The following is a 24,856-nucleotide window of genomic DNA, read 5'->3' on the forward strand; positions in this document are numbered from 1 at the left end:
CTCCGCCGCCGGTCCGGCGCGGACCGGCGGCGGGCTGTGCGGGATCAGGATCCCTGTCCGGCCAGGTCGTTCTTGGCGATCAGCTCTTTGATCTCCGCGTCGGCCGCTCGCAGGGCCTCGTCGATGTCCTTGCCCTGCAGCGCCTTCTCGACGGCCTTGCCGAAGGCCAGGCTGACGGCCCAGTCATAGGCCGGCTCCGCCTTGGCGTACCGCACGACCCGCTCCTCGATCGTCTTGGCCCACGGGTTCTCGGCCGCCGCCGGGTCCTTGGCGATCGCCTCGGCGACGGCGGCGCGCGGCGAGTACTTGGAGAACTTGGTGTTCTTGAAGAACTCGACCAGCAGCGTGGTGTCCTCGGCCAGCAGCCAGGAGACGAAGCCGGCGGAGGCGCGGGCGTCGCGGGACTTGGCGTCGACGACCAGCGTCCAGCCGCCGAGCGTCGCGGTCGGCTTGGTGGCGTCGCCGTCGAAGGAGGGCAGGGCCGCCACTCCGATCTGGCCGACCAGCTTCGGATAGTCCTGCAGCAGCACGCTGGCCGCCCACGAGCCGCACACCATCATCGCGGTCTTGCCCTGGCCCAGCGGGTTGGCGTCGGCGTACGGCGCCAGCGGCTGCTTGGGCATGATCCCCTGCTGGTAGAGCGTCTGGTAGACCTGCAGCAGCTGCTTGTAGGCGGGGTCGGCGGCGCGCGGCGCGGACCAGTCGTCGCTGATCGGCAGGTGCCCGGCCGCGTTCCACTGCAGGCCCCACGTCGACCAGGCCAGGTCGATCTGGTTGGCGGCGGTGACGACGCCCGCGACGTCCTTGGTGGTCAGCTTCCTGCCGTAGTCGATGAGCTCCTGCCAGGTGGCCGGCGGCCGCTCGGGGTCGAGCCCGGCCTGGGCGAACAGGTCCTTGCGGTAGAAGAGCACGGCCGACGGCTCCACCAGCATCGGGTACCCGTACTTCTTGCCGTCGTGCTCCACCGAGGCGAGCACCGGCTCCTGCAGCCCGGTCCACTTGTCGGCCGGGATGAGCGGGTCGAGCGCCTGGATCACGCCGGTGCGGGCGAAGCCGGGCACCTTGCTGTAGTTGACCGTGTAGACGTCGGGTGCCTTGCCCGCGGCCTGGGCGGACCTCATCTTCTGGTCCCAGGTGTCCGCCGGGACGATCACATGCTTGAGCACGACCTCGTCCTGGGACTTGTTGAAGGCCGCGACGGCCTTCTTGTACCAGGCGTCCTCCTGGTCGGTGAACTTCTGCTGCCAGAGCGTGATCTCGGACTTGCCGGGCGCCGACGGGCCGGCGCCCGATCCGCAGCCGGCGGCCAGCACGGTCGCGCCGGCCACGGCCGCGACCAGCCGGATGAGTGGTGTGCGCACGTCGTCTCCTCTCGCGTCACAGGATGGGCAGCCGGGCGCTGACGGGCGGGAGCGTGAACGGCCGGTGCGGGAGCTCTTGGTACCAGTACGCGACCGAGGACAGGTCGTCCTGGCGGCGGTTGGCGTGACCGTGCTCGATGGTCACCTTGATGGAGGTGGTGAAGGGCACCGGGTCCTCGACGTGGAAGCGGTACATCGAGATCTGCCCCGACCAGTTCTCCCCGCCGGGCAGCGTCAGGCCGTGGTACGGGGCGTGGTAGGACTGGCTCGGGCACCAGGCGGTGTTGAAGTAGTCCTCGGTCCCGGTGCCGTGCAGGCTGGGCGGGAAGGCCTCGCCGTCGATGAAGATCATGTCGTCGCCCTCGCCGTACCAGTTCCAGTCGGAGGTGCGGCGCAGGTTGGTGACGTTCAGGACGCAGCCCACGTAGTGGCCGCGGCCCTCGGCCTCCAGGATGAGGTAGTTGCCCGCCCCGTCCTGGTTGGTGCCGCCGAACAGGTACTCGGCGTTCGTCATGGACCCCTGGTCGACGCCGTCGGCGGGGTTCTCCCGCCGCCACTGGGCGTGGAAGCGGCCCAGTCCGTCACCCAGCTCGTCGAACTCGTCGTAGTCGATGTAGTAGTAGAACCAGAGCACCTCTTCCTCGCACTCGCTGGTCAGCTCGAACCTCGCCCGGCTGCCGAACGGCATGTGGAACCAGCAGTTGAAGGCCTTGCCGTCCTGCGGGCTCATCTGCAGCGGCGCCGAGACGAAGTTCGCGGTGCGGGCGTGGCCCATGCCGAAGAAGTCGCCCAGCGGCACGAGCACGCTGGGGTGCTCGTTGTCGTCCCAGAAGACGCGCAGCACGAGCTTGCGGAGGAAGTCGCGGTCGTGCGTCTCCGGCGTGCCGGGGTCGCGCGGCGCCACGGTCATCCAGATGTGGTTGACCGAGCCGGCGCCGCGGATGTCGGCGAGGGTCACGGTCTCGCCCGGCGCCACCGTGACGCGGTCGTCGTTGCCGCCCGAACGGTCCCAGCTCGACACCCTCCTGCGGCGGTGCGAGCGCAGCCGCGGCAGGTCGCGCAGGCTGCTGCCGTACTGGCCATACGTCACGGTTCCTCCTGGATATGAGAAATCGATTGCCGCTTCCTATCGCCCCGCGGGTGACAGGTCAATGAGCGTTACGCGATCGATGTACGGGTCCCGCACATCGATCAGGACTTCACCAGGGCGAAGTCGTCCAGCTGCAGCCACATGTCGCCGTTGTCCGTCCAGATCCCCGCGAAGACCTCGATCGAGCCGCGGTTCCCGCTGTTGAAGGTGACGGTGCGCTTGGTCCAGCCGCCGAGCGCGCGGAAGTTGAGCTCCGCGAACGGGGCGCCACCGGGGGCGCGGACGCCGAAGAAGCCGTTGTCGTTGTCGGGCGAGGTGCGCAGCCAGCCGGTCAGCGTGTAGTTCGTGTGGGGCGTGACCTGGACGGTCTGGTAGATGTCATGCCAGCCGCGGTTGTAGCGGACGAAGGCGTTGCGGTCGGCGGTGAAGGCCCAGGTGCCCTGGTCGACGCCGCCGTTGCCGCGCACCTTCCAGGGCGCCGCGACCGTGTTCGTGGCCTGGCGTTCGAAGCTCGGGTCGCGGACGAGGTTCGGGTTGGCGATGGTCCCGTCCGGGTTCAGCTGGACGCGGATCAGGTAGACGTTGTAGGGCGTCCACTGCGACAGCGCCAGATAGAGGTCCGGCCCCGACGACCAGGGATGCATGTAGCCGCCGTAGAGCCCGGGGAAGTCGGCGAAGCTCGCCACCACCGCCGGGCCGCTCCACGGGCCGGTGGGCGCGCTCGCGCTCCTCAGCACGACGTCGCTGCCCTTGAGGTAGGTCATCAGCCACTTGCCGGTGTGGGCGTTGAACTGGACCGACAGCTCCGACACCGGCGCCGCGACGATCGGGGCGGCGAGCGTGTCGGCGCCGGACTGCCAGGCGCTGCCCGTCCAGTACTGGTAGGCGGACTTGGTCAGGACCGCGGTCTCGGGCACCCGGGCCAGGTAGGCGGCGCCCTGGCGGCCGTTCGGCGTGCCGAACATGTAGACGTGGCCGTCGCGGCGGACGAAGGCCGCCATCTGGAAGTGGTCGGCGCCGCCGGGGTTGTCCCAGCGGGGGCCGCCGCTGGTCACCCAGGTCTGGCCGTTGTCGTCGGAGTAGGCGATGGCGGAGTAGTTGGTGTCCCAGTAGCCGGGTTCGCCCCAGTGCCGCACCGACATGTAGGCGAGGTACTGCCGCGTCCCCACCGACACCCCGGCCGTGGGGATCACGGTGATCTCGTCGCCGTCGGCCTTCCTGCTCGGGATGAGCTCCTTGGCGTGGCCGGGCCGGTCGGTGGCCGCGCCGCTGAAGGACATGCCGTCGGCCAGGTTCCGGTCGGTGCTGCGCAGCAGCACCTGGCTGCGCCAGTCGTCGCCGTTGGCGCCCGGCGGCTGCCAGGAGGCGCCGAACGTGTCGCCGAACGCGGCCAGGATCTCCCCGCGGCCGTTGTCCCACATGACGCCTAGGTCGGTCGCCTTGACCTTCCAGGCGGTGTCGGTGGCGCTGACCGAGCCGGGACCGGTCATCTTGCTCACCACGACGGCGGGGGAGTGGGTCGTCGAGGCCTGGGCCGGCCCGGTCAGCGCCAGGCCCAGGAGCGGGATCAGTGCGATGCGTAAGGGCTTCACAGGGCCCCTCCTTCTAAGGAGATTCCGCACAGGTGCACGTGCACGCCGAGTTCGGCGAAGGCCGCGGCCTTGGCGGCGAGGGCGCGGTCCGCGCCGTCGGCGTCGCCCGCGTAGGCCACGTTGAGGTGGTTGGCCCGGTGGCGGGCCATGAACTGGTCGCGGGTGACGCCGTGCAGCACGGCGTGCATGATCGGCCACTGCGGGGTCGTGGCGTCGAGCCTGCGCCTGGTCTCCTCCTCGGGCAGCTCGACGACGGTCGCCCGGCCGAGGTCGGCGTGCAGCTCGCCGTCCATGATGAACACGCGCGACCAGACGATCTCGCCCGGCTTGGAGACGCCGCTGAGCGTGCCGCCGCCGAGCGGGAAGTACATCGGGGGCTGCCGCATGCTCCACGAGGCGCGGTAGCCGCCGTTGTGCGAGGCGGGTACGGAACCCGAGATCTCGAAGACCCAGACGAACCGTCCGTCGTACTCCTCGCCCCAGCGGATGTCGTGCAGCGTCGTGGCCGGGTCGAGGCCCATCGCGGTCCAGACGCGGTTGGTGATCAGAGAGTCCACGGCGACGCCCTCGTCGACCTCGTTGAAGTGCGGCAGCGGCCGTCCCGCGTACAGCTCACGGGAACCGTCGCGGCTGAGCACCGGCGGGCGGGAGACGTTGTTGAGCAGGCCCTCCGCCAGGTCGCTGGCCGGGACCACGTCCTTCAGGCCCTGCTGGTACTGGATGCCGACCGCGTCGAGGCCGAAGTCGTCGGCGATCCGCAGCGCGGCGACGTACATCTTGAACTGGCTGGTCAGCTGGGCCTCGGTCAGCTCGGTGGCCTCGTCCGTGCCGAGGTGGAAGGTCAGGCCCTCCCGGTCGAGCCAGGCGCGGACCCGCCCGGCCTCCTCGTCGCCGACCCGTTGCATCTCGGCGACGAGCGCGCTCTGCGACAGGCGCTCCTTGTAGATCCCGAGGGGGTTGAGCAGCTCGTCGTCGATGATGGCGTTGTACATGCCCATGCAGCCCTCGTCGAAGACGCCGATGATGGCCTTCTCGGTGGCGAGCTGCCGGGCGACGGCCTTGCCGAGGGCGATCTCCAGACTCTCCCCTTCCGGCCGATATTTCGTGACATGGCTGGTGTCGTGGGTGATCTCTCCGGTCTCCAGCCAGGTCTTGAGCCCGTGCCGCGACCACTCGTCGGTGAACTCCTCGCTCCACAGCACCGAGTACGGGCGACCCGCCTTGGTCAGGCTCCCGGCCAGGTTCAGCAGGCCGACCAGTCCGGGCCACTGCCCGCTCCAGTTGGCCACGATCAGGACCGGGCCGCGATGGCCGCGCAGCCCCGCCAGCACGTGGTGGCTGTACTGCCAGACCGCCTCGACGACGATGAGCGGCGCGTCCGGCGGCAGGGTCCTGAAGACGTCGATGCCGGCGCGCTGGCTGTCGATGAAACCGTGACCCTTGACGGGGTCGGCCTCGTGCCCGCGCCGCACCGACCAGCCGAGCTCGCCGAGCGCCCGGGCGAGATCGGCTTCCAGCTTCTCCTGGACCGGCCAGCAGGTCTGGTTGGCGCTCTGGCGCAGGTCGCCGCTCGCGACGGTGTAGACCACGCCGGGCTCCGCCGCGGGCGGCTCGATGAGCTGGGGGAATGCGTACATGTCTGCCCTTCAACGATGCTGACGGTCGGCGAGCTCGTGCGCGAGGCTCGCCGTGCTGGGGTAGAGCCGCAGGTAGAGGCGGTAGAGCTCGTCGTACGCGGCCGACGACTCCGGCCGCGGGGTGACCACGTGGCTCACGGGGTTCCAGGCGTCGGCGCCGGCCTCGCCGACGAGCCCGGCGGCGAGCAGCGCGCTGCCGTACGAGGCGCCGATGGAGGTGACCCGGACCTCCTGCGGCAGGCCGGTGATGTCGGAGACGATCTGGGTCCACAGGGCGCCCTGGGTGCCGCCGCCGACGGCGACGGCGCGGCGCACGTCGCCACCCGCCGCCCGGATGGTCTCGACGTTGTGGCGCACGGCGAAGCCGGTCGCCTCCAGGGCGGCCCGGTAGAGGTCGCCGCGGGTGTGCGAGAGGGTCAGGCCGGCGATCACGCCCCTGGCGCGCGGGTCCATGACCGGGGTGCGCTCGCCGGCGAAGTAGGGCAGCATGAGCAGGCCGTTGGCGCCGGCGCCGGACTCTCCGGCCTCCGCCAGGAGCTCCTCGTAGCCGGCGCCGGACAGGTCGCTCAGCCACGTGGTGATCGCGCCCGAGGTCGCCATGCCGCCGGCCAGGTTGTAGGTGCCGGGCACCGCGCCGACCGTCCCCCAGAGGCCGGGCCAGGTCAGGTGCTCGGCGGTGGTGTGGACGAGGAACATGGTCGTGCCGTACATGAGCATGAGGTCGCCCGCGCCGTGGGCGCCGACGCTGAGCGCCTCGGCCCAGGCGTCGATCGTCCCGGTGGTCACCGGGATGCCCGCCGGCAGGCCGGTCTCCCGGGCGGCCCCGGCGGTGACCGTGCCCGCCTGCTCGCCCGGCCAGCGCAGCGGGGGCAGCTCGATGCCCGGCGCGACCGCGTCGGCCCAGGGCCGGTGCCAGCCGAGGCCGCCGACGTCGTAGAGCGGCGTGCACTGGCTGGCCGAGTGGTGGTCGAGCACGTAGGCGCCGGTGAGCCTGCGCACCAGCCAGGAGCTCGGCATGTACAGCCGCCGCGCCCTCGCGTACCGTCCGGGCTCCTCGTCGGCGATCCACGCGATCTTCGCGCCGGCCGCCTGGCTCGACAGGTCCGAGCCGCCCCTCCGCCGGATCTCGTCCTTCCCCAGCTCCCGTTCGAGCCGGTCGATCTGCGCGGTGGCGCGGGTGTCGACGCCGTAGAGGATCGCGGGCCGCACCGGCTCGTCGCCGGCGTCGGCGAGCAGGACGCACGGCCCCATGCCGCTCACCCCGACCGCGCCGACCGTCACGTCCCGCGCCAGCTCACGGGCCAGCTCGGCGAACTCCCGCCACCAGTGGCGGCCGTCCATCTCGAACCGTCCCGGCCCCGGCCGGTCCACCGTGTGCTCGCGTGCCGCCGACCGCCGCACCGTGCCGTCGGGGGCGACCAGCACGCCCTTGCTGCTGGAGGTCCCGATGTCGACGCCGAGCACGTACACGAGCAACCCCTGGGAAATCGATTGCTGACTTCGCCGACGCTAATGAACCCCGCCGACGGAGTCAACAGCTCAGCGGCGCGAGCTCTCCCGTACGTGCAACTGGGTGTGCAGGGTGACGCTGCTCGCCGGGCGGGTCGGCTCGGTGATCCGCTCGGCGAGCAGCAGGGCGGCGGTACGGCCCAGCTCGTAGGTGGGCTGGTCCACGGTCGTCAGCGTGGGCCGGACCAGGTGGGCCCACGGGATGTTGTCGAACCCGGCCACGCCGACCTCCTGGGGGATGCGCACCCCCTGGTCGACCAGGCATTCGACGGCGCCGACCGTCATCAGGTTGTTGGCCGCGAAGACGGCGTCGGGCCGGGGATCCTGCCGCAGCAGGTCCGCCATCGCCGCGTAACCGCCCTCCTCGCGGAAGTCGGCGAACCTGATCAGCTCCGTCCTGACCTTGCGGCCGGCGGCGCGCAGTGCCCGCTGGTAGCCGCGCAGGCGCTGGGCCGCCGTCGACAACCGGCGCGGGCCGGTGACGCAGGCGATGCGCTCGTACCCCGCCTCGATGAGGTGCCCGGTGGCCAGCTGCGCGCCGTGCTCGTTGTCCACCATCACGGTGTCGACGGCGACGCCGCGGGGCAGCCGGTCGATGACGACCACCGGGACCCCGGCCTCCACCAGCCGGTTCACGTGCGTGCCCCGGCCCGAAGGAGAGATGATCACCCCGGCCATCTGGTCGTTGAGCGCGGCGGTGACGTACTTGCCCTCCTTGGCGGGATCCTCGTCGCTGTTGCACAGGACGACCGAGAAGCCGGCCTTCTGCGCGACGTCCTCCACGCCGCGGACCATCGCGGTGAAGAACGGGTTGCCGATGTCGGAGATGATGACGGCCCACAGCGTGGTCTGGCTCCTGCGCAGGTTGCGCGCCACGGCGTTGGGCCGGTACTTGAGCTCGCCCATGGCCTGCCGGACCCGCTCGGCCAGCGCCGGATCCACGCTCGACCGCCCGTTGACCACCCGCGAAACCGTCGCCGCGGACACCCCCGCGTGGCGTGCCACGTCGTAGATCGTCGTCATCCCGTCCTCGTTTCGGATCGTCTGGGGGAAGACTAACGGCAATCGATTCCCCCGTCGGGAGGCGCTGTCCCGATCCGGCCGGACTCCGGGTGGACGCCCGCCGGCGGGGTGCTCTCGGCCACCCCGCCGGCGGGCCCGCCGCTACTGGGCGTCGACGATGAAGTAGCCGCCGGTGTTCTCCAGCGGAGCCAGCGGGGTCAGCTTCTTGGCGGCGGCGTCGTACTTCACGACACCGGCGCAGGCGGCGGCGAGCACCCGTCCGGCGGGCCAGGACTGCGAGCAGGTGACGCCCTGGATCGCCCCGTAGCCGAACGAGCCGCCGTTGAGCACGTTGGCCAGCTTCTCCGCGGTGGGCTCACCCTCGATCTCGGCGAACGCCTGCAGGAACAGGTCGGCCGCCCAGTACGTCGTCACCGTGCCGATGCCATCGGCCGGGGCGTCCGACCCGATCGCCTTGAGGTCCTCGCTGACCTGGGCGAAGCTGTCCCCGCCGAACGCCATGGCGCCCTGGGCCGTGGTGCCGATCATGCCGTCGACCGTCTGCGCCGTGCCGGGGTTTTCGAGCAGCGCCTGCGCCGCCTGCCCGTAGATCATGTCGCCGGTCCAGCCCAGCGACTTCAGCGCGCCGAGCACGCCCAGCAGTGCCGGCGCGGTGACGTTGGCCGCCACCACGTTCGCGCCCGACGCCATGATGCGCGAGGCGATCGGGGTGTAGTCGGACAGCGGCGGCTCGGTGGCGCTGGGCAGGTCCGCCTCGGCGTAGACGACGCTGAGGCCGAGGTTCTCGGCGGTCGCCCGGGACGAGATGACGCCCGCCTTGCCGTAGGGGTCGGAGGAGGCGAAGACGCCGAACTTGATGGAGGCGGCGTCCTTGCCGGTCGCCTTGAGATACTGCTCCAGCGAGGCGGAGGAGCCCACCGCCTTGCCGGGCAGCACCTCCGGGCACGAGGTCTGCCCCTGGTTGCTGTACATCCACGGGTTCTCGTTCCAGGTGCAGAAGTCCTGCCCCAGCCAGCCGAACGTCGGGACCCTGTGCTTGGCGATGTAGTCGCCGTTCACCCCGGAGGCCGGCACGTACGGCACCAGGGCGAAGACCTGCTTGGACTCGACGAGGTTCTGGGTGGCGTGCTGCGAGGCGGCCGGCTGGCCGTTGTCGTCCTGGAACCCGGCGTACTCGAAGGTGTAGCCGTTCACGCCGCCCTCGCGGTTGGCCCGCTCGAAGCGGGCCCGCGCGCCCACGTCGAGGCCGGGCAGGGTGTGCTGGCCCGCCTTGGTGTTGGTCCCGGTCCCGCCCACGGTGATGACCTTGCCGTTGACGCCGCGCACCGTCTCGCCGGTGAGCTCCGGCAGGTCGCCGAGGAGCTTGGCGATCTCCTCACCGGCCTGCTGCGCGGTCAGCGGCTCGGTCGCGGCCGCCTTGGCGGCGCCCGTGCCTGACGAACCGGAGGAGGCGGTGCCTGAACCCCCGCCGCATGCCGTGGTGAAGGAGAAGAGGGCGGTCACGGCCACCGCTGACGTGACCCGCCGGAACCGGCGGGGACGAGGAATGGTCATGGTGTTGCCTTTCTGGTTCGGTCACCCATGGGGGCGTCAGTGCACGACGGCCGACATGCCGAGATAGGCGGCGGCGACCTGCTGCTCGTCGACCTCCGACCGGTCGTTCACCCAGCGGAGGTGGCCGGTCTGGAGCGCGCCGACCTGGTCGGCGACGGTGAGGACGTCCCGAGCCTTCTCCTCGACGAGCACCACAGTGGTGCCCTCCCGCTGGAGGCGCTGGAAGGCGGCCATGATCTCCGCCGTGACGAGCTGCGCCAGCCCGAGCGACGGCTCGTCGCTGATGAGCAGGCGCGGCCGGCGCACGAGGAAGGGGGCCAGGCTGAGCATCTGCTGCTCGCCGCCGGACAGGTTGCCCGCCGGCTGCCCGGCCCGGCGGGCCAGCGATTCGAACTGCTCGTAGACCTTGGCCCGGTCGGCCTTGGACGGGAGCCAGATGCTCAGGTTCTCGTCGACGGTGATCGAGGGGAAGACACCGCGGGACTCGGGCACGAGCACGAGACCGCGCTCCACGCGCTCCAGCGCGCCCAGCGCCGTGATGTCCTCGCCGTCGAAGACGATCCGCCCGCCGGTCGCCGGCACCAGCCCGGCGATGGCAGAGCACAGCGTGGTCTTTCCGGACCCGTTCGCGCCCAGCAGCGCCAGAATCGTCCCCTCCCGCACGGCCAGGTCGATCCCATGCAGAACCTCGACCTCCCCGTACGCCGCCCGCACCCCATCCAACTCCAGCAGTCCGGACCCGCCACCGTTCCCGGCCGCGGTCCCAGCGGCGGCCCCAGCCGCAGCGGTCGCGGGGGCGGCGTCCGGCTCCCGCACCGTGAGGGGCGGCTCCTCCGCCGCCTCGGCCGCCACCGCCGTGCTGGCTGCGGTCGCGGTGAGTTCGGCTCGTTTGCGGTCGCGGCGGTGTCGGGCGGCCTTGGACTGTGCGGCGAGGAGGCCGTTGGGCTGGGCCGCGAGCTGGATGGCGCCGAGCCCGAAGAGCACCTGGGGGATGAGGTCGTTGCTGGTGCCGCCCCAGCTGATCGGCCCGAGGGTGAAGCCGTGGGCCATGATCCAGGGCAGCACGGCGCTGATGATGCCGGCCTCGATGGCGCCCCCGGGCTGGCGGATCCCGATGATCACGACGATCGCCAGCCACAGGAACGTGGCCTGCGGAGGGTTGGCGGTGTTGAGGATCGTGCCGTACACCGTGACGGCCAGGATGCCGCCCAGCCCCGCGACGGCGGCGGAGATGACGAAGATGAGGAGCTTGGTGACCGGCGGGGAGACGGCCGACGCCGACGCGGCCGGCTCGGCCGTACGCACCGCGATCATCGCGCGTCCCGCCGCGGAGTCGGTGAGGTTGCCGGCGATCCAGACCATCAGCAGCACGGTGAGGAAGCAGACGACCAGCAGCACCCGGTCGTCACCGAGGTCGATCGGCCCGAACCGCGGCCTCGGGATCGACCAGCCGGCCGTGCCGTTGGAGAACCACTCCATCTTGAACAGCACGTTGGTGGCGAGCAGCGCCAGAGCCAGCGTGGCGAAGGTGAGACTGAGGCCGGACAATCGCAGCGCCGGCAGCGCGGTCAGCGCGCCGAGCACGGCCGCCACCAGGACGCCGACCACGGCGGCCGGCACGTAGTGCCAGCCGTTGGCCAGCAGCAGGCCGACGGTGAGACCCGCCGCGGTGGCGAACGCCCCCTGGGCCAGGCTCACCATGCCGCCGAGCCCGGTGACGATGGTGAACGACAGCAGGATGATGCCCAGCGCGAGCCCGTAGATGATCAGCTGCCGCCAGATGCCGTTGGCGAAGGTCAGGGCCGGCACCAGGACGATCGCCGACTTGATGATCCACGGCAGGGCCTTCTTGAACGGCGTGAGGTCGTCGCGGTAGTCCGGGGTCGGCTTGGCCGCCGACGCGCTGGTGCCCGCCTTGCGCCGCTTGCGGTCGTACCCGAGGAAGATCAGCGCGATGAACAGCACGGCGTACGGCACCGAGGCGGTCAGGCCGTAGACCTTGGCCGCCCAGGCGCCGACGGCGCCCAGGTAGTCCTCGTTGACGTACGCCACGACCACGTTCCGCAGGGCGCCGATGAGCAGGCCGGCGAGGAAGGCCAGCGGGACCGAGCGCAGTCCCGCCACCACGGCGGCCGTCGTGGCGACGAACAGGGCCAGCGTGTAGTTGTCGTTGACCAGCCCGAACGGGCCGGGGAACGGGGCGGCGAGCACGCCCGCGATGGCGGCCACGAAGAAGCTGATCACCCACGAGAGGGTCGAGACCCGGCCGGTGTCGATGCCGCGCAGCCGCGCCAGCACCGGGCTGTCCACCGCGGTCCGCATGTGCAGGCCGAGGGAGGTGAAGCGGAGGAAGGCCCACATCGCGAGGAAGAGCAGGATGCTGGCGGCCAGGGCGACGAGCTGGTCGTTGCTCAGGACCAGCCCCTCGGCCAGCACGTGCTGGGCGGGGGGCAGCACGCCGGGCACCTGGTACACCTCGGCCACGTCCTGGAACGGGATCCCGAACAGGTCACGCAGCGCACCGCAGACCAGCAGCACGAAGGCAGGCACGACGATGAGGACGCCGACGCCCGCGACGATCTTCGTCGACTCCTCGGCGTCGGTCAGCCGGGAGAACACCAGGCGGTCCCAGGCCCAGCCCATGAGCGGGGCGAACAGCACCACCACGAACAGCAGCGTCAGCCACTTGTTCCAGCCCAGGGCGACGTGCAGCTGGTGGTAGAGGTAGGCGGAGGCGAAGGCGGTGGCCGCGTGGCCGAAGTTGAAGATGCGGGACGTCGAGTGCGACAGGACGAGCCCGATCGCGAGCAGGGCGTAGATCGCTCCCGACACCGCGCCGCTGATCGCGATGCTGAAGAACTGCACAGATACTCCTCACGTGCCTGAAGCGTCAGTTGCCGAGGTAGGCCGCGATGACCTCAGGGTTCCTGCGGATCCCGGCGGGCGTGCCGTCGGCCAGCACCGCCCCCTGGACCAGGCAGACGACGCGGTCGGCCAGGCCCATCACGAAGTCGACGTCGTGCTCCACGAGGATCACCGTCAGCTCGTGCCGCCGCACCAGCCCGAGGAGGACCTCGCGGAGCAGCTCGGTCTCCCGCTGCCCCAGCCCCGAGGTCGGCTCGTCGAGCAGCAGCAGCCTGGGCGAGTCCACGATGGCCCTGGCGAACTCCAGCAGCCGCAGCCGGCCGATCGGCAGCGTCGCCGCGCTCACGTCGCGCACGTCGGAGAGCCCGCACAGCTCGACGACCTCGTCCACCCGCTGGAGCAGGGCCTCGGTCTCGCGCCTGCGGTGCGGCAGGCCCAGCAGGTCGCCCAGCAGCCCGCGCCCTCGGGTGCGCCATTCCAGCGGTACGAGCACGTTCTGCCGGACGGTCAGCCAGCCGAACGCCTGATGCCGCTGGAAGGTCCGGCGGATGCCGTGCCGGGAGAGCCAGGAGGCCGTCCTGGCGGTGACGTCCGCGCCGTCGAGGACGATGCGCCCTTCGGTGGGGGTGCGCAGCCCCGAGACCGAGTCCAGGAGTGTCGTCTTGCCGGCGCCGTTGGGGCCGATGAGGCCGACCACCTGGCCGCCGGGAACGTCCAGGGTGACCGCGTCGACCGCCGTGATCCCGCCGAATCGCACCGTCACGTCCGCCAGGCGGAGAACGTTCGCGCCGCCGGGATCGCCGGGCGGGCGGGCATGGGCGGCTTGGGCAAGGTTCATGTGTGCTCACTTCCTCGGAGAGGCGCGTCTCCACCGCAAGCGCCGACCGGCGTCCTGGCAAAGAGAACCCGTTACCGTTGGAGGTAGCGTGACCAGCCGAGTACGGCTTGTCAATATCTCCGCTGCCAACAGAATCTCGGCGGCACTCTTGACAGATGCCGCCGGACGGGTGAGCCTTCGCTAAACAGAACGTGTTACCAAACGGTCGTGATGTGCCCGGCAGTCCGGCCGTCTCCATCTCCGAGAGGAACGCGGATGACGTCGATCGATGAGTTCCGTGCCAGGGCGCGAGCCTGGCTGGAGCAGCACGCCAAACCCTTCGACGAGGCGGCCGGATACGACCTGGAGGGGAGCGCCGTCCCGCTCCAGGAGTCGAAGCGGTTCCAGAAGGCCCTGTGGGAGGCCGGGTTCGCCGGCATCACCTGGCCGAAGGAGTACGGCGGGCAGGGCCTCGGCGCCGCGGAGCTGATCGCCTTCAACGAGGAGGCGGCCGACTTCGACCTGCCCACCGGGCCGTTCACCATCGGCCTCGGCATGCCCGGCCCGACGATCCTGGAGCTCGGCACGGAGGAGCAGAGGAAGCGCTACCTGCCCCCGCTGCTGCGCGGCGACGAGATCTGGTGCCAGCTCTTCTCGGAGCCCGGCGCGGGCTCGGACGTCGCCGGCCTGCAGACCACGGCCACGCGGACCGAGACCGGCTGGCTCATCAACGGCCAGAAGGTGTGGACCTCGGGCGCCCAGTACAGCGACTTCGGCACCATCATCGCCCGCACCGACCCGACGGTGGCCAAGCACCGCGGCATCACCATGTTCATCGTCGACATGCACCACCCGGGCGTCACCGTGCGGCCCCTCGTCGTGGCCACCGGGCACGCCCCGTTCAACGAGGTGTTCTTCGACGACGTCGAGGTGCCGGCGGACGCGGTCGTCGGCGAGGTCGGCGAGGGCTGGGGCGCCGCGGTGGTGATGCTCCGCAACGAGCGCGTCACCATCGGCGCCGGGGGCCGCGCCCGCTCCAACCCGCTGGGCTTCGACTCGCTCGTCGAGCTGGCCCGCGCTCGCGGCCTGGAGACCGACACCGCCGTCCGGCGCAGGCTCGCCGTCCTGTACGCCCGGGAGTCCGCGCTCGGCGCGTACGGGCGGGTGCTGCACGAGGAGACCACCGCCGGCGTCGAGATCGGCGCCCGCGGGTCCGCCGCGAAGCTCGCCGGCGCCGAGCTGGCCCTCTGGGCGGCCGACCTGGCGCAGGACATCATCGGCAGCGACATCGCGCTCGGCGGCGCCGACCTGGAGCGGGTGGTCTCGGCCATCGTGGCCGCCCCCGGCGGCGCCGTGGCGGGCGGCACCAACGAGATCCAGCGCAACATCGTCGGCGAGCGCGTGCTCGGGCTGGCGAAGGATCCCGGCGTCGACCGGAACACGCCCTTCAACCAGCTGAAGCTGTCCCGCTGACCGGGCCATCACCTCAGGAGCTCACGTGTCACTCATCTTCACCGACGACCAGAAGAGCCTCGCCGAGACGGTCAGGCGCTTCGTCGCGCAGCGCACGCCCCTGCCGAAGGTCCGCGAGGTCATCGGCGGCGACCAGGCCTACGACCAGGAGGTGTGGTCGCGGCTGGCCGGGGACCTCGGCCTGGCCGGTCTGACCATCCCGGAGGAGTACGGCGGCGCCGGCGCCACCCAGGCCGACCTGTCGGCGGCGCTGCGCGAGCTGGGCGCGGGGCTGGTGCCCTCGCCGCTGCTGGCCTGTGTGCTGACGGCCGGCGCCCTGCTCGCCCTGGACGACGAGGAGGCCAAACGGGAGGTGCTGCCGCGGATCGCCGAGGGCGCCCTCGTCGGCGCGCTCGCCGTCAGCGAGCCGGGGAACCGCCGGTGGATCCCCGCGGAGCCGGAGACCACGGCGACCGGCTCCGGCGACGCGGTCACCCTGTCCGGCGCCAAGGTGGCGGTGCTGAACGGCGCGGAGGCCGGCGTCCTGCTCGTGCAGGCCCGCGGCCCGCAGGGCGTGGGCCTGTACCTCGTCGAGCGCTCGGCCGGCGGCCTCACCGTGACCAAGGACGAGGTCGTGGACCCGACCCGCAGCTCGGCCACCGTGACGCTCGACGGCGCCCCGGCCCGGCTCGTCGCGGGCGACGCCGTCGCCGCGCTCGACCGCGTGGCCGACCTCGCGAACCTGGCGATCGCCTCGGAGCAGTGCGGAGCCATGCTCGCGTGCCTCACCATGACCACCGAGTACGCCAAGGTCCGCTACGCGTTCGGCCAGCCCATCGGCGCCTACCAGGGCGTCAAGCACAAGCTGGCCGACATGTACAACCTGTGGGCGCTCGCCGACGCGGCGCTGCGGGAGGCGACGCGGGCGGCCGACGAGGAGCCGGCGAAGCTCGGCACGGCGGCCGCGGCCGCGCGGACGCTCTCCTCTCCCGGTTACCTCACCTCGGCCAAGGAGACCATGCTCCTGCACGGCGGCATCGGCTTCACCTGGGAACACGACGCCCACTTCTTCTACAAGAACGCGATCGCCGGCAACGTGCTCGCCGGCGACGCCGACTACCAGCAGGACCGGCTCGCCGACAAGCTCGGCGTCTGACACGCGGCCACGGGCGGGCGCCCGCACGGCGCCCGCCTTCCCACGCCTCCCACCTGGGGTGAACCATGACCGCTGACCCGCAGGCCCCCGCCGACACGGACCCACGGGCGATACTCCGCCGCGCGCGGCTGCCGCTCGTCGCCGCCCCGATGCTGCTCGTCTCCGGTCCCGAACTGGTGATCGCCGCCTGCCGGGCGGGCGTCTTCGGGAGCTTCCCGACGGCGAACTGCCGTGAGGAGGGCCGGCTCGACGAGTGGCTGCGCCGCATCGGGGAAGAGTGCGCCGAGACGCCGGACGCCGCCCCCTGCGTCCCCAACCTCATCGTGCACCGCTCGAACCCCAGGCTGCGGCAGGACCTGGAGGTCATCATCCGCCACCGCCCCGCCGCGGTGATCACCTCCGTCGGTTCACCCGCCGCCGTCGCCCCCGCGCTGCGCGACGCCGGCATCCAGGTCTGGTGCGACGTGGCCACGGTCCACCACGCCCAGCGGGCCGCCGACGCGGGCGCCGACGGGCTGATCCTGCTCACGGCGGGAGCGGGCGGCCAGACCGGCAACGCCAACCCGTTCGCCTTCGTACGCGCCGTACGGGAGAGGTTCGACGGCATCATCGCGCTGTCCGGCGGGCAGGCGGACGGCGCGGCCCTGCTCGCCGCGCAGGCGCTGGGCTGCGACCTCGGCTATATGGGCACCCGCTTCATCGCCACGCGGGAGGCCCGCGCCGAGGCGCGCTACAAGGACCTCATCGTCGAGAGCGAGCTCGACGACATCCACCTGACCAACGCCCTGTCCGGCCTGGAGACCAACCTGCTGCGCCGGTCCCTGCCGGCCCAGGGGCTCGACCCCGCCGAGTTCGGCATCGGGCCGAAACGCTTCTCCATGACGGCGCTGGAAGGCCGCGAAGGCGGAGCCCCGAAACGGTGGCGCGACATCTGGAGCGCCGGCCACTCCGTCTCGGGCGTCCGCGACGTGCCGTCCGTCGCCGAGCTGGTGGACCGGCTCGCCCGCGAGTACGGGGAAGCGGCCGAGGCGATGCTGGCCCTGGCCTCCGGGGTGCGGCGATGACCGGTCACGGCGGCAGTGAAGGCCCGCCCGGTGCGCTCGCGGGGCTGCGGGTGCTCGACCTGACCACCGAGCGCGCCTGGCTGAGCGGGCGCGTGCTGGCCGACCTCGGAGCACTCGTCACCCTGGTGGAGCCGCCCGGCGGGCATCCCGCCCGGTCCGGTCCCGCGTGGCTCGCCTTCAACCGGGGGAAGCGCTCGGTGACCCTGGACCTGTGCCGTGGCCGCGACCTGTTCCTGCGGCTGGTGGCCGCCGCCGACGTCGTGGTCGAGTCGTACGCGCCGGGAACGCTCCAGGAGCTGGGCCTCGGCCACGACGCGCTCGCGGCGGTGAACCCGCGCGTCGTGCTGGCCGGCGTCACCCCCTTCGGCCAGACCGGCCCGTACGCCCGCCACGCGGCCGGCGACCTCGTCGTCGCGGCCACCGGCGGCGCGGTGTGGCTCAGCGGCGACCCTGACCGCCCGCCGGTCCGCATCAGCTCCGACCAGTACTTCCTGCACGCCGCGGCCGAGGCCGTGGTGCACACGCTCGTGGCGGTCCGGCACGCCAGGCTCACCGGGCGGGGCCAGCACGTCGACGTGTCGGCGCAGCTGGCGACGATCCGCTCGCTCATGAACGCGGTGCCCGGCCCGTACACGGACGGCTCGGTCGTGGACCGGGCCTCCTTCGGGGAGCCGGTCTCCGGCCTGCCCTACCGCCAGCTGTACGCCTGCCGCGACGGGCACGTCCTGGCGACCGTCCCCTTCGGGCCAGGACCGGAGGGGTATCTCGCCTGGCTGCGCGACGAGGGGCACCTCACCCCCGGGCTGGAGGCTCCGGCCGACGGCGATCCCGGGTTCCCCGAGCTGCTGGCCGGCGCGCTGGCGGCGTACTTCCGCACCGAGACCAAGGCGACGCTGACCCGCAAGGCGCTGGAGCGCCGGCTCATGGTGGCTCCCGTCAACACGGTGGCCGACCTGATGGAGGACGAGCAGCTGGCCGGGCGCGACTACTTCCGCACGGTCCGCGCGGGCGGCGAGACCCTGCGCGTGCCCGGCACGTGGGCCCGCCTGTCCGCGACCCCGCTGGCGGGCGGCGGGCAGGTCGCCGAGGCCGGGGCCGACAACGAGACGGTGTGGCGGGACGAGGCCGGGCTCTCCGCCCTGGAGCTGCGCCGTCACCGCGACGAAGGGGTGATCTGATGACCGGGCCGCTCGGCGGCGTCAAGGTGTGGGACGCGTCGTGGGTGGGCGTCGGCCCGCTGACGGCGAGATACCTGGCGGAGTACGGTGCCACGGTGGTGCGCACGGAAAGCCTCCGGTCGGTGGACGTGCTGCGGATGGCGCCGCCGTTCAAGGACGGCGTGCCGGGCGTCAACCGCTCGCAGTTCTTCGCCGACTACAACGCCTCCAAGCTGGGGCTGGGGGTGAACCTGTCCACCGAAGGCGGCAAGCGGGTCGCGAACCGGCTGACGGCCTGGGCCGACGTCGTCATCGAGGCGTTCACGCCCGGCGTGATGGACCGGCTCGGGCTCGGCTACGACCGGCTGCGGCAGGTCAACCCCGCGCTGATCATGATCTCGACGTCCATGATCGGCCAGACCGGCCCGCGCCGCCACTTCGCCGGCTTCGGCACGGTGCTCGCCGCCATGAGCGGCTTCTGCGAGCTCACCGGGTGGCCCGACCGCGACCCGGGCTCCCCGTACGGCGCGTACACCGACTTCATCGCCCAGCGGTTCGCGGCCGCGGCCGTCATCGCCGCGCTGGAGCACCGCGACCGGACCGGCGAGGGACAGTACATCGACCTGTCGCAGATGGAGACGGCCCTGATGTTCCTGGCGCCGGAGCTGGTGGACTACCAGCGGACCGGGCGCGTCGCGACGCGCGACGGCAACCGGAGCCGCGAGGCGGCGCCGCACGGCGTCTTCCCATGCCTGCCCGAGGACGGCCGCGAGCGGTGGGTCGCCATCGCGGTGACGTCCGACGCCGAGTGGGCGGCCCTGCGCCGGGCGCTGGGCGACCCCGGATGGGCGGCGGATGCCCGCCTCGGCACCCTGGCCGGGCGCAAGGAGCAGGAGGACCGGCTCGAAGCGGAGCTCGCCGCCTGGACGCGCGCCCGCACCGCCGCCGAGGTGGCCGGCGCGCTCCAGCCGGGCGTGCCGGCCGGGCCGGTGCACGACGCCCGGGGGCTCCAGGCCGACCCGCAGGTGGCGCACCGGCGCTACTTCCGGCGGCACCCGCACCCCGTCATGGGCGAGATGCCCTACGAGGGCGCCCAGGCGGAGATGTCGCTGACGCCGCACCGCGTCACCAAGGCGGCCCCGCTGCTCGGCGAGGACAACGAGAAGGTCCTCACCGCACTGCTGGGCTTCAGCCGGGCCGAGGTGGCGGAACTCGCCGCGTCGGGCACTCTGGAGCAGGTCCTCGACTGACCCACCCGCAACGGAAGGTGACCGCCATGTCCCCTCAGATCGTCGACCTCACGGGCCAGACCGCCGTCGTGACCGGCTGCTCCTCGGGCCTCGGGCGGCGGTTCGCCGTCACCCTGGCGGAGCACGGGGCCCACGTGGTCGCGGTGGCGCGGCGGGCCGACCGGCTCAAGGACCTCGCCGACGAGATCGAGGCGGCCGGCGGCTCCTGCCTGCCGCTCGGCGCCGACCTCACCGACGACGCCCAGCTCGGCGGCCTGCTCGACGCGGCCGAGGAGCGGTTCGGCACCGCCACCATCCTGGTCAACAACGCCGGCGTCCCCGACGCCCAGTACGCCACGAAGATGCCCGTGGAGCTCGTCGACCGCGTGCTGGGCACGAACCTGCGCGCGCCCTGGCTCCTGTCCTGCGACTTCGCGCGCCGGCTGATCAAGGCGGGCACCGGCGGCCGGGTGGTGAACATCTCCTCCATGGGCGCCTACGAGTACAGAGGCGGGGGAGCGGCGCTGTACTCGGTGACCAAGGCCGCCCTGTCCAGGATGACGGAGGTGCTCGCCGTCGAGTGGGCCAGGTTCCACATCAACGTCAACGCCATCGCGCCGGGGGCCTTCGCCTCGGAGATGATGGACGGCATGGTGGAGCGGACCGGCGCCGACCCGACGGGCTACTTCCCCCGGGCCCGCATGGGCGACCCGCGGCAGCTCGACAGCACGCTGCTCTACCTGGTCTCGCCGCACTCCGAGTTCGTCACCGGGACGGTGGTCAAGGTCGACGACGGCCAGGGCGCGCGCTGACGCGGATCACCTGCCCGCCTCGGGCTCCGGGGCGAGCAGGCGCTTGGCGGCGAACTTCAGCCGTTCCTCGACGTACTCGGGGGTCATCTGGTCGTTGAGCCAGCCGATGACGCTGCTGTTCCAGAGCGACTCCAGCATGTGCAGCACGCGGTACTCGGCCGTCGTGGTGCGGTGTGACGGGCCCCAGGCCGCGAGCGCGAGGAGGTCGGTGAGCGCGGTCGGGTCTGACTTCTCCACCAGCGGCGAGGCGTCCTCCGGCTGCTGCCCCAGCGGCTTGGGGATGTGGTAGGCGCTGAGCGCGGCGTGTGCCCAGCCCCGGTTGTACTGCATGGCCCGGAAGGCGCGGTTGAGCACCTCAGCGGCCCGTCCCTCGGGGGTGCGCTGCCGTGGCGGGCGCCGGATGATGTCCTGCCGCAGCTCTTCGAGCTGCACCATGATGGCGGCGCTGATCAGCGCGTCCTTCGACGGGTAGTAGCGGTAGAGGGTCGACAGGGCGACGTCCGCGATGCGGGCGACCTCGCGCATCTGGACCGCTTCGTAGCCGCCTCTGGTGGCCAGGGCCATCCCGGCATCCAAAACGCGTTCCGCTCTGAAGGCCCGGGCCTCGGGCGTCCGGCCCTTCCTGCTGACACGGCCCACGAAGAGCCCCCTTTCCGGCCGGTGGAGAACGCGACGGCCACCCCGCGTGGTACGGCGTCGACGGCTGAAAGCCGGAAACAAAGAGTACAGGTTATCAAGTGGGGCGGCGCCTTCCCCGGCGCCGCCCCGCCGGGCTCAGCCGCGGTGGCGGGAGAGCACGAGGCTGCCGGCCGCGGCGAAGAACATCCCGACGCCCTGCACGAAGCTGACGTCGACGTCCTGGACCTGCTCCACGGCCTCGCCCCGGAGCTGGCGCACCGCCTCCTGGATGGCGAACATGCCGTACATGCCGGTGTGGGTGTAGGACAGGCCGCCGCCGTTGGTGTTCATCGGCAGCGAGCCGCCCTTGACCGTGTTGCCCTCCGCGACGAAGTCGCCCGACTCGCCCCGGCCGACGAACCCGAGGTCCTCCAGCATGTAGAGCGGGACGTGCGCGAAGGCGTCGTAGGCCATGAGATGGTCCACGTCGGCGTGCGTGATGCCCGCGGTCCTGAACGCCTCCGCGCCCGCCTTGCGGAAGGCCGCGAACGATCCGGGGTCGGCCATCTGCGACACCAGGGGGCCCTCGGCCGCCTCTCCCGAGCCGAGGAGGTACACCGCCCGGTCGCCGCTCGGCAGGTCCTTCGCCCGCTCGGCCGAGGTGAGCACGAGCGCGCCGCCGCCGTCGGTCACCACGCAGCACATGTCCCTGGTGAACGGGTACGCGATCGGCGGCCCGGCCAGGACCTCCTCGACGGTGACGGGCTTGCGCCGGAAGGCGCGCGGGTTGTTCAGCGCCCACGACCTCTGCGCCACCACGACCTGGGCCAGGTGCTCGCGGGTCATGCCGCGCTCGTGCAGGAAGCGCAGCGCGGGGAGGGTGAAGGTGGAGTACGGGGCCTGGGCTCCGTACACGGTCTCGAACTGCCCGCTCGCGGAGGCCGGGTCGGGCGCCCAGGGCGCGACGCCGACGCGCGAGCGGCCGGACTCGCCGTGCGTGACGAGCACGACGTCGGCGGCGCCCGCCGCGATGGCGGCCGCGGCGTGGCGGACGTGCAGCATGAAGCTGCAGCCGCCGACGAGGGTCCCGTCGAGCCAGCGCGGCTCGATGCCGAGGTGGTGGGAGACCTCCATGGCCAGCGGCCCGGCGGTGGCCACGCCGTCCACGTCGGCGGCGGTGAGCCCCGCGTCGGCGAGGGCGTTCCTGGCCGCCTCCGCGTGCAGGCCGAGGACGGACATCTCGGGGCGGACGCCGATGCCGGTGGTCTCCGCGGCGCCGACGACGGCGATGCCGCCGCGGTGCATCGACGTCATCGGGCCACCGCCGGGGCGAACACCGGGAGCGTGTAGTCCTCGTACTCGATGAATTCGGCCTTCAGCGGCATGTCCAGCTCCAGGTTCTCGGGCTCGGGCGCGACGCCGACGATGTTCGTCATCATGCGCGGCCCCTCGGCCAGCTCCACCAGCGCCACGACGACCGGCGTCGCGGGGTCGAAGGGCGGGAACGGCCGGTAGTTGATGATGTACGACACCAGCCGCGCGTCGCCGCTGACCGTCGTCCACTCCACCTCCTCCGAGCCGCACCGGGGACAGAACGGGCGAGGGTAGAAGTAGTGCCGCGAGCAGGGGGTGCAGCGCTGGACGCGCAGCTCCTTGTCCGCGGCGCCCTCCCAGAACGGGAGCGTCTCCGGGATGGGCGCGGGGGCCGGGCCGGGCATGGCGGTTCCTTTCGACGGCGCGGGACGACGGTCGGCGGGCCGAGCCCGGCCGAGTTAAAGACAACATGTTCTGCTTATAGCAGGGTTGAAGCCGGAGCGGCCCTTGTCAAGGGGGTACGGACTCTTGTTCTGTTTGCCGTAACGTGTTCTACTTGTCGTCAGTTGTGGGACCTGGACGGATCCCGTGGTCATGTCCGCCGAGCGTTCGCGGGGAATGAGGATCATGCCAATCGACGCATCTCTGGTCGGCCGCAAGAGCGAGCCCCTCACGAGGTCCTGGACGTCCGCCGACGCGCTGCTCTACGCGATCGCTGTCGGCGCCGGCCAGGAGGACCCGCTGACCGAGCTGGAGTTCACCACCGAGAACACCGAGGGCAAGCCGCAGCGGGTCCTGCCGACCTTCTGCAACGTGGCGATGGGCGGCGGCATGTCCCTGCCTGACGATCTCGACCTCACCAGGATGCTCCACGCCGAGCAGGCCTTCGAGCTGCTGGGCACGGTCCCGGCCGCGGGCGAGGTCGAGGCGACGGGCGAGATCGTCGGCGTCTACGACAAGGGATCCGGCGCCATCGTCGCCAGTGAGACGCTCGCCCGCGACTCCGCCGGCCAACCGCTCGCCAGGATCCGTACCTCGCTCTTCTTCCGCGGGTACGGCGGCTTCGGCGGCGAGCGGGGGCCGGGCACGTCGTGGGAGCTGCCGACCGGCGCCCCCGACCACGTCGTGACCTACGCGACCCGGCCCGATCAGGCGCTCCTCTACCGGCTGACCGGCGACCGGAACCCGCTGCACACCGACCCGTCCTTCAGCGGCAGGGGCGGCTTCCCGAGGCCGATCCTGCACGGCATGTGCACCTACGGCTTCACCGGCCGCGCGCTGCTGCACGCCGCCGCCGGATCCGACCCCGGGCGCTTCCGCGCCATGTCCGGCCGTTTCACCAAGCCGATACTCCCCGGGCAGACGATCACGGTGTCGATCTGGGCCGACGGCGCCGACGTCCGGTTCCGGACGACCGACGAGACCGGGGCCGTAGTGATCGACCACGGAACCGCGGTCATCCGCTGACCGGCTTCTGACAGGCGCGGCCCTGCCGCGCGAACACCTCCAACTCCTCCACATCGGAAGGGCGTCCCATGGGATCTCTTGACGGCAGAGTCGCCATCATCACCGGTGCCGGCCGCGGCATCGGAGCCTCCATCAGCCGCGCGTTCGCCCAGCAGGGCGCGCGGCTCGTGCTCAACGACCTCGGCGCCGGCCCGGACGGCAGCGGCGGCGACGCCGGGCCCGCGCAGGACATCGCCAAGGAGGTCACCGACCTCGGCGGCGAGGCGGTCTCCGACGGCGGCGACATCGGCGACACCGCGACCGGCCGGCGTCTCGTCGAGATGGCCGTCGAGTCCTACGGGCGCCTCGACGTCGTCGTCAACGTCGCCGGCATCCTCCGCGACAAAATGATCTTCAACCTGCCCGAGGAGGACTGGGACGAGGTCATCCGGGTCCACCTGCGCGGCCACTTCAGCACGATCAAGCCCGCCGCCGCCTACTGGCGCCAGCAGCGCAACCCGGACGGGCACTACCGCATCATCAACTTCACCTCCGACTCCGCCCTCCAGGGCTCCCCGGGCCAGCCCAACTACGCCGCCGCGAAGATGGGCATCATCGGCCTGACCGCCTCCCTCGCCAACGGCCTGGCCCGGTACGGCGTGACGGCGAACGCGATCGCCCCCGGCGCGGCCACCCGCCTGACCGCCACGGTCCCCGACGACAAGAAGCTCGGCGAGGACCCCGGCGAGGAGCAGCTCATGTCGCCGGACAACATCGCGCCGATCGTCACCTACCTCGCCGGCACCGAGTCCGACTGGCTGTCGGGCCGCACCATCGGCGCGGCCGGCCACGAGGTCCGGCTGTGGAACAACCCCGAGGTCGTCGAGACCATCAGCTCCGACGGGCCGTGGGACCTGCAGGACCTCGCCGCCAAGCTCACCACGTCGTTCCGGCCCAAGGCGGACGGCCTGCACCCGTCGATCTTCATGGGGCAGCTTCCCAAGTGAGGGCCGCGTCCAGGTGAAGCGGCCGGGCAGCCGCTCACCGGGACGCACCGGCCGGGCGGGCCGCGATCCCGCCCGGCCGCCACGACACGGGGCACGGGGCCACGGGGGGCCACGGGGGATCGTCTAGCTACGTCACGCCGACAGGAGAGAGAC

Annotated in this window: 20 protein-coding genes; 8 read left to right on the forward strand and 12 right to left on the reverse strand. The window is 72.0% G+C overall.

From position 1 onward, the window contains the following. Window positions 1–44: 44 nt before the first annotated feature. From AB0K05_RS32510 to AB0K05_RS32550, 9 genes are all read right to left on the reverse strand, one after another. Complete coding sequence (locus AB0K05_RS32510) at window positions 45–1,361, reverse strand: sugar ABC transporter substrate-binding protein (RefSeq protein ID WP_364234247.1); 1,317 nt, start codon at window positions 1,359–1,361, stop codon at window positions 45–47. Between the two features lie 16 nt (window positions 1,362–1,377). After that, entirely contained in the window at window positions 1,378–2,451 is a 1,074-nt protein-coding gene (locus tag AB0K05_RS32515) for a glycoside hydrolase family 172 protein (protein WP_364234250.1), read from the reverse strand. 101 nt (window positions 2,452–2,552) lie between these two features. Next, a complete protein-coding gene (locus AB0K05_RS32520; protein WP_364234253.1) occupies window positions 2,553–4,043 on the reverse strand; it encodes a DUF4185 domain-containing protein in 1,491 nt (496 codons plus the stop codon). After that, window positions 4,040–5,680 carry a hypothetical protein gene (locus AB0K05_RS32525; RefSeq protein ID WP_364234255.1) on the reverse strand — a complete coding sequence of 547 codons (1,641 nt, stop codon included), beginning with the start codon at window positions 5,678–5,680 and terminating at the stop codon, window positions 4,040–4,042. The genes AB0K05_RS32520 and AB0K05_RS32525 overlap by 4 nt, the downstream gene beginning before the upstream one ends. Before the next feature lie 9 nt (window positions 5,681–5,689). Continuing rightward, window positions 5,690–7,150, reverse strand: a complete 1,461-nt coding sequence (locus AB0K05_RS32530) for an FGGY family carbohydrate kinase (protein ID WP_271277527.1) — start codon at window positions 7,148–7,150, stop codon at window positions 5,690–5,692. Window positions 7,151–7,219: 69 nt separating this feature from the next. Then, window positions 7,220–8,212 carry a LacI family DNA-binding transcriptional regulator gene (locus AB0K05_RS32535; protein ID WP_219549532.1) on the reverse strand — a complete coding sequence of 331 codons (993 nt, stop codon included), beginning with the start codon at window positions 8,210–8,212 and terminating at the stop codon, window positions 7,220–7,222. A gap of 141 nt (window positions 8,213–8,353) precedes the next feature. After that, complete coding sequence (locus AB0K05_RS32540; RefSeq protein ID WP_364234259.1) at window positions 8,354–9,766, reverse strand: ABC transporter substrate-binding protein; 1,413 nt, start codon at window positions 9,764–9,766, stop codon at window positions 8,354–8,356. Window positions 9,767–9,802: 36 nt separating this feature from the next. After that, the gene (locus AB0K05_RS32545) at window positions 9,803–12,631 is read right to left on the reverse strand and encodes an ATP-binding cassette domain-containing protein (protein WP_271277525.1); all 2,829 of its coding nucleotides are present in this window, start codon (window positions 12,629–12,631) and stop codon (window positions 9,803–9,805) included. A gap of 25 nt (window positions 12,632–12,656) precedes the next feature. After that, a complete protein-coding gene (locus AB0K05_RS32550) occupies window positions 12,657–13,469 on the reverse strand; it encodes an ABC transporter ATP-binding protein (RefSeq protein WP_271277524.1) in 813 nt (270 codons plus the stop codon). A gap of 255 nt (window positions 13,470–13,724) precedes the next feature. Here AB0K05_RS32550 and AB0K05_RS32555 point away from each other — a divergent pair, with 255 nt between their 5' ends. The 6 genes from AB0K05_RS32555 to AB0K05_RS32580 all read left to right on the forward strand — a co-directional run bounded on the left by AB0K05_RS32555 (window position 13,725) and on the right by AB0K05_RS32580 (window position 20,318). Continuing rightward, window positions 13,725–14,921 carry an acyl-CoA dehydrogenase family protein gene (locus tag AB0K05_RS32555; protein ID WP_364234263.1) on the forward strand — a complete coding sequence of 399 codons (1,197 nt, stop codon included), beginning with the start codon at window positions 13,725–13,727 and terminating at the stop codon, window positions 14,919–14,921. A gap of 25 nt (window positions 14,922–14,946) precedes the next feature. Continuing rightward, on the forward strand, window positions 14,947–16,056 hold the full coding sequence (locus AB0K05_RS32560; protein WP_219549539.1) for an acyl-CoA dehydrogenase family protein: 1,110 nt from the start codon (window positions 14,947–14,949) through the stop codon (window positions 16,054–16,056). A gap of 65 nt (window positions 16,057–16,121) precedes the next feature. Then, window positions 16,122–17,120 carry a nitronate monooxygenase gene (locus AB0K05_RS32565; protein ID WP_364234266.1) on the forward strand — a complete coding sequence of 333 codons (999 nt, stop codon included), beginning with the start codon at window positions 16,122–16,124 and terminating at the stop codon, window positions 17,118–17,120. Continuing rightward, window positions 17,117–18,298, forward strand: a complete 1,182-nt coding sequence (locus AB0K05_RS32570) for a CaiB/BaiF CoA-transferase family protein (protein WP_364234268.1) — start codon at window positions 17,117–17,119, stop codon at window positions 18,296–18,298. The genes AB0K05_RS32565 and AB0K05_RS32570 overlap by 4 nt, the downstream gene beginning before the upstream one ends. Continuing rightward, window positions 18,298–19,527 carry a CoA transferase gene (locus AB0K05_RS32575; RefSeq protein ID WP_364234270.1) on the forward strand — a complete coding sequence of 410 codons (1,230 nt, stop codon included), beginning with the start codon at window positions 18,298–18,300 and terminating at the stop codon, window positions 19,525–19,527. Before AB0K05_RS32570 ends, AB0K05_RS32575 begins: the two co-directional genes overlap by 1 nt. Window positions 19,528–19,553: 26 nt before the next feature. Continuing rightward, window positions 19,554–20,318 (forward strand): SDR family NAD(P)-dependent oxidoreductase, encoded by a 765-nt coding sequence (locus tag AB0K05_RS32580; protein WP_364234273.1) that lies wholly within the window; start codon window positions 19,554–19,556, stop codon window positions 20,316–20,318. A 6-nt stretch (window positions 20,319–20,324) separates the two neighbouring features. On the opposite strand, the gene AB0K05_RS32585 is transcribed toward AB0K05_RS32580, so the two are convergent. The 3 genes from AB0K05_RS32585 to AB0K05_RS32595 all read right to left on the reverse strand — a co-directional run bounded on the left by AB0K05_RS32585 (window position 20,325) and on the right by AB0K05_RS32595 (window position 22,654). Beyond that, the gene (locus tag AB0K05_RS32585; RefSeq protein WP_148031111.1) at window positions 20,325–20,882 is read right to left on the reverse strand and encodes a TetR family transcriptional regulator; all 558 of its coding nucleotides are present in this window, start codon (window positions 20,880–20,882) and stop codon (window positions 20,325–20,327) included. 210 nt (window positions 20,883–21,092) lie between these two features. After that, window positions 21,093–22,250: a thiolase gene (locus AB0K05_RS32590; RefSeq protein WP_364234277.1), complete on the reverse strand. Its 1,158-nt coding sequence runs from the start codon at window positions 22,248–22,250 to the stop codon at window positions 21,093–21,095. Continuing rightward, window positions 22,247–22,654 (reverse strand): Zn-ribbon domain-containing OB-fold protein, encoded by a 408-nt coding sequence (locus tag AB0K05_RS32595; RefSeq protein ID WP_364234280.1) that lies wholly within the window; start codon window positions 22,652–22,654, stop codon window positions 22,247–22,249. The genes AB0K05_RS32590 and AB0K05_RS32595 overlap by 4 nt, the downstream gene beginning before the upstream one ends. A gap of 223 nt (window positions 22,655–22,877) precedes the next feature. Here AB0K05_RS32595 and AB0K05_RS32600 point away from each other — a divergent pair, with 223 nt between their 5' ends. Together AB0K05_RS32600 and AB0K05_RS32605 are read left to right on the forward strand one after the other, a co-directional pair. Then, window positions 22,878–23,717: a MaoC family dehydratase gene (locus AB0K05_RS32600; RefSeq protein WP_219549555.1), complete on the forward strand. Its 840-nt coding sequence runs from the start codon at window positions 22,878–22,880 to the stop codon at window positions 23,715–23,717. 68 nt (window positions 23,718–23,785) lie between these two features. After that, window positions 23,786–24,703: an SDR family NAD(P)-dependent oxidoreductase gene (locus tag AB0K05_RS32605; RefSeq protein ID WP_219549557.1), complete on the forward strand. Its 918-nt coding sequence runs from the start codon at window positions 23,786–23,788 to the stop codon at window positions 24,701–24,703. The last annotated feature ends 153 nt before the right edge of the window (window positions 24,704–24,856 follow it).

It is taken from the genome of Nonomuraea sp. NPDC049486 (assembly GCF_040676925.1).
Taxonomy (GTDB): Bacteria; Actinomycetota; Actinomycetes; order Streptosporangiales; family Streptosporangiaceae; genus Nonomuraea; species Nonomuraea ferruginea.